Genomic DNA, 5439 nt, shown 5'->3' with positions numbered 1-5439 from the left:
TAGAGATGATTTAGTATTAAGCATTACTCCCGATGGGACTACCGCCGCAGATGAGCCAGATGATTCCATTAACGTGATTGCTACAGGACAGGGAGTAGAAGAAGATAGTTATTTTGTCCCTGATGCTGATATCGGCGGCAGAATTGATGCACCGTTGCGAGATGTTCCTCAGTCGATTCAGGTAATTCCACAACAGGTGATTGAAGACCAGCAGGCGACTGGTCTAGAAGAGGTGCTAGAAAACGCTGCGGGAGTCACGTTTTTGGGTAACAATGATGGTAGAATCTTTGAAGCTGCCATTCGCGGATTTGAAGGCGCGCGAATTGCACGAGATGGCTTTGGAGGTTTTCCTGGTTTCAATGCAGATTCTTCATCTCCAGAAATAGCTAATTTGGAGCGAGTTGAAATTTTAAAAGGACCATCGACTTTGTTTGGTCAGGCAGAACCAGGAGGAATAATTAATCTGGTGACGAAAAAACCTCTTGCCGAACCGTATTATAATCTGCAATTTCAGTTAGGCAACCGCAATTTTATCAGTCCCAGCATCGATCTCTCTGGACCTTTAACGGGCGATGGTCGTTTACTCTATCGCTTTAATGCGCTGTATCGAACCGAAGAAAGTTTTCGCAATTTTGAAGACAGCTTTGATCGCTTTTTTATCGCACCTACTCTAGCATGGCAGATTGGCGATCACACTAACCTAACTTTTAATCTTGAATACACTGAAGATGCCGATCCAGTGAACTTTGGCACTGTCGCCTTTGGTGAGGGCATTGCTGATATTCCTCCAGAACGAGTAACTAATAATCCCGACGATAGCCAAGAATTTACAAACCTGAATATAGGCTACACATTAGAGCATAGTTTCAGCGAAAACTGGCAATTACGCAATCGGTTTCGCTATGCTTCGGATGATAATCCGTCTGGTATTCTAGCATTACCATTCAGCTTAGATGAATCAACGGGAGAGTTAACTCGTTTATATGCTATTGAACCAGTAAAAAGCGATGAGTATTCGCTCTTCACTAATGTTAGAGGTAAATTCAATACAGGTTCGCTAAAGCATAATCTTTTCTTTGGTGTCGATTTATCCCGTGCAGATACGGATGAATCGGCTGGAGCTCTTTTCGAGCCTGATAGTCCAATCGATATTTTTGATTCAGAGCCAGACTACTTTGCGGTTCCTCAGCCCGATAGAGAGGATCTTTCTCCCATTGATGATTTTAATAGAACGACAGATCGGCTGGGAATATACCTGCAAGACCGAATCGATCTTTTAGATAACCTAATTTTAGCAGCGGGGGTACGTTACGATTTAGTCGATCTAGATTTGACCGATAATTTAACTGGCGAAGAAACTAATCAAAACGATGATGCTGTGACTCCCAACGTTGGTATTGTCTATCAACCAATCGAGCCAATTTCTTTATATGCCAACTATTCTCAATCCTTTGTGCCAAATACAGAAGATACCGACGTTGATGGTCAACCTTTAGAACCAGAAACAGGAGAAGGGTTTGATGTGGGGATTAAAGCCGAGATCGTCAAGAACCGTTTGTCAGCAACTCTAGGGTACTTTAATATTACCAAGCAAAACGTTGCCGTAAACGATCCGAATAATCCTGTGGGATCGGTATCTATTGCCACGGGAGAACAGCAAAGTGAAGGATTTGATTTCGACCTGAGTGGACAAATTATGCCTGGTTGGAACATTACGGCTTCTTATGCCTTTATTGATGCCGAGGTGACAGAAGATACCGACCCCGAACTTTTGGGTAGTAAACTGACAGGAATACCCGAAAACAGTGCTAGTTTATGGACAACCTACGAACTTCAAAAAGGAAGTTTACAAGGACTAGGCTTTGGTGCGGGATTTAATTTTGTTGGAGAACGACAAGGAGGATTACCCAATAGTTTTACGGCAGATAGCTATTTCCTCACTAATGCTGCCCTTTTCTACACTCGGGATAACTGGCAGGTAAGATTGAACTTTGATAATTTATTTGATGTTGATTTTATTGAATCTGTAAATACTTCTAGAACCAGATTTATTTACCCTGGCGACCCATTTACAGTTCGTGCTTCGCTTTCGGTGGAGTTTTAATAAGTAGCAAGTAGAGCGGAGACCCCGCATCGTCCGAAGGCGCAAAGTAAGGCGTTTAGTTCGCCGCAACTAATGCTCCGCTCCCGAAGGGCAAGTAGTAAGTAGCAAGTAGAAATTTATGAAGGTTTTAGGGTTCAAGAAGTTTCTAATCTTGATTATTCTTGGGGCAACAATCGCATCTTGTCAAGATCGAGCAAGCAGACAACAAACATCTACATCTAACCAAGCTGACTGTCGTACTGTAGAACATGAAGCTGGACAAACCCAAATTTGCGGTCAACCCGAACGGATTGTGGTGCTAGGTCCTTATATTCTAGAGTCTTTACTAGCTTTGGACGAGCAGCCTGTTGCCTATGCAGATTATTATGCCTTTCATCCAAAGGATTATGACAATCCCAGTCAGCAGATTTCCTATTTAGGGCATCTAATTAAGGAGTCTATAGCTAATGTCGGTACGGCTGAAAAACCTTCACTTGAAGCCATTATTAAGGTTGAACCCGATTTGATTATCGGCAGTACTGCCAATAAGAGTCAGTATGAAACTTTATCTCAGATAGCCCCGACAATATTATTCGAGCGCAAAACACCTGAAACAACTTTGCGGGGAGTTGCCCAAGCCGTTAATCGATCTGAGCAAGCAGAACAACTGTTAACCGAAACCAAACAACGAATGACAGCAGCCCGTAAAAGCTTTGCCCCAATAGTTAAAGCTCATCCCCAACTACTTTTACTTTCTTCATCGAAATTACAGCGCATCGATCTAATTACCTCATATTTTAATTGTGCTTCTGTCATTGAAGATTTGGGATTTCAACTAGTGTCACCTCCCGAAATTAAAGATTCTCAAACAAGCAGACTCCACCCGATCTCAATCGAAATTTTGCCAGAACTAAATAATGCTGACTCTGTGATTCTGCTTGGCTATAATTTTAGCGAACTTGAGGCTACGGATAATTTCAACGCGCATCAGCTATCAAAATTAAAACAGGCATGGTCGAATAATGCGATCGCCCAATCTTTAGATGCCAGTAAAGCAGGAAGAGTTTATTTTATCCCGACCTATATATGTGCGGGTTTGCCTGGTGCGATCGGCACGAAGCTTTATCTGGAAGAATTAGAACAACAGTTACTACCGCCTTAATAAAGTCAGGTTAATTGTTTAAATTTTTTAATTTAATTATACTTAATTTACTTATCAGGAATATGACCACTCAAACCCTCACCAACGACTGCAAATTTTGCTCCCTTGTTTCCAAAACTAACGGTGAAGATCCGATCGGTACGGCAAATCCTGCTGACGGTTGGGTCATTGTCGAAATACCGCAACCCTGGACAAAAGAGAGCATGATGGCTCATCCCGCTCTATCCCAGATGTTCCAAGCATTGCGCTAGGGTGGTCGTAAACTGATGCCAATAGCGATCGCACCTGACCCAAAATACACCGTACCAGGATTAGTTCGCCTGCTGTTTTACCAACGATCCAGCACCCCCTTTGCTCGATATGACAAACAAGAATTTCTCGTTCCAGAAAACCAACTCTTACAGTTAACCGAGGCTCTACTTCAGCAACCAAACGAACTTGATCGTTTTCTCTACCAATTCTTCTATCTGATTTTGGCACTCATTTTCATAGTTATTCCAGATAAAAACCGTAGGAAAATTATGTCCTGTTCTTCGTTCCCCCGAAACAATAACTTAAAATCGTCAGGAAATTATTTTGAGATTTGAAATCCGTAAATCTTACTTTCAATCTTAAAACTGTGCTAGCTTTCATTACACATCACATTTTGTATTCAATCTCTTATCTCTTTTGTGTAGAAATATGTAGAAGCGTTAAAACTTTACCTATCAATTGTTCATTTATATCCCTAAAACAGTGCGTAAATTTATTGTCATCTGGATCGGTCAACTAGCCTCTTTTCTTGGTTCGGAAATGACTAACTTTGCCATCACCATTTGGGCTTGGGAGGTTACAGGACGGGCTACTCCTCTATCTTTAATCTTATTTTTCGTTCATACCCCCAGAGTAATTGCTTCACTGTTTGCTGGAGTATTAGTCGATCATTATAGTCGTAAATTACTGATGATTGTCGGCGATTTGGCAGCAGGAGCTTCTACCATCGCCCTGCTGTTACTATTTCTAACTAACAATCTGCAAATTTGGCATCTGTATTTTACCGCAGCAGTTAATAGTCTGTTCGGTTTGATTCAGGGTTTGGCTTATTCTGCTTCCCTCTCTCTCATCGTCCCCCAGCAGCATTACACTAGAGCTACTGCTCTCAACACGATTCAGCTATCTAGCTCTTTTATTTTTGCACCTGCTTTGGCGGGGGCGTTATATCCCCTAATTGGTTTGCGAGGAATTCTAATTATCGATATCGTTACTTTTGTGGTTGCGGTCGCAACTTTGAGTATCGTTCGTATTCCGCAACCAGAGCGAAAAGAAATAACTAAAAAAAATATTCGTAATATAAAACAAGAATTAACTTTTGGCTTACGCTATCTATTTAAACATCCTAGTTTACTAGCAATTCTGGCTTTTTTACTAATTAACAATCTCATTAACAGCGTTAATTTTGCGATCTTACCCGCAATGATTTTAGCCCGTAGTAACAGCGATCCGACAGTGTGGGGCAGACTGTTAACCACCTTTGGTATTGGTGGTGTACTGGGTGCTGCAACCATGAGCATCTGGAATTTACCCAAACGGCGTATCAATGGTTTTTTAATGGGAAATGCTATCTGGAAGGGTGGTCTAATTTTACTTTCAGTAACGCAAAGTATGTTTTTGCAATTAGTGGCTGCAATTGTTAGTGGTTTTTGTTCTCCTTTTCCCAATAGTTCCAATCAAGGAATTTGGATGTCAAAGATCGAGCCAGAGATTCAGGGAAGGGTATTTGCTGCTAGAGATTTAATTGCAGGCATTACCATGCCTTTAGGTGCTGCGATCGCAGGTCCTTTAGCCGATAATGTGTTTGCCCCAGCGATGAAAACTAACAGTACCTTAGCTCGATTATTTGGCGGTATCTTTGGTAACGAAACTGGTGCAGGTATGGCTTTAACCATTGCTTTATTTTCCTGCTGCGGTGTGGCGATCGCTTTAGGTGGATACGCTTTTCCCATACTAAAAAAAGTAGAAAAAACATAATTTACCCGTTATATTTTGTAAATTGCGCGATTGCTAGTGGTAGTGTAATAAAAAAGTGTATTAGCGGGACTTAAACAAAAATTATGCCCAAACAAACCCAGAACTGGCTTCTATTTGCTATAAATACGTCACGATTATGATTGAGCCATTCTATAAAACGAAAAGACATAGCTGTACGAAATGCCTC

Annotated in this window: 4 protein-coding genes; 3 read left to right on the top strand and 1 reads right to left on the bottom strand. The window is 41.4% G+C overall.

The features are described from left to right. Together H1P_RS30540 and H1P_RS30535 are read left to right on the top strand one after the other, a co-directional pair. Positions 1-2104 (top strand): TonB-dependent siderophore receptor (locus tag H1P_RS30540; RefSeq protein ID WP_144874839.1); only part of this gene is annotated, 2104 nt, incomplete at its 5' end. 151 nt (positions 2105-2255) lie between these two features. Then, entirely contained in the window at positions 2256-3245 is a 990-nt protein-coding gene (locus H1P_RS30535) for an ABC transporter substrate-binding protein (RefSeq protein WP_222427322.1), read from the top strand. 165 nt (positions 3246-3410) lie between these two features. On the opposite strand, the gene H1P_RS30530 is transcribed toward H1P_RS30535, so the two are convergent. Further along, positions 3411-3725 carry a hypothetical protein gene (locus H1P_RS30530; RefSeq protein ID WP_144874835.1) on the bottom strand — a complete coding sequence of 105 codons (315 nt, stop codon included), beginning with the start codon at positions 3723-3725 and terminating at the stop codon, positions 3411-3413. A gap of 255 nt (positions 3726-3980) precedes the next feature. Here H1P_RS30530 and H1P_RS30525 point away from each other — a divergent pair, with 255 nt between their 5' ends. Beyond that, positions 3981-5252, top strand: a complete 1272-nt coding sequence (locus H1P_RS30525) for an MFS transporter (protein WP_144874833.1) — start codon at positions 3981-3983, stop codon at positions 5250-5252. The last annotated feature ends 187 nt before the right edge of the window (positions 5253-5439 follow it).

It is taken from the genome of Hyella patelloides LEGE 07179, from assembly GCF_900659865.1.
Lineage (GTDB): Bacteria > Cyanobacteriota > Cyanobacteriia > Cyanobacteriales > Xenococcaceae > Hyella > Hyella patelloides.
The sequence above is the reverse complement of the archived record's forward strand: the minus strand, read 5'-3'. Positions and strand labels throughout refer to the sequence as shown.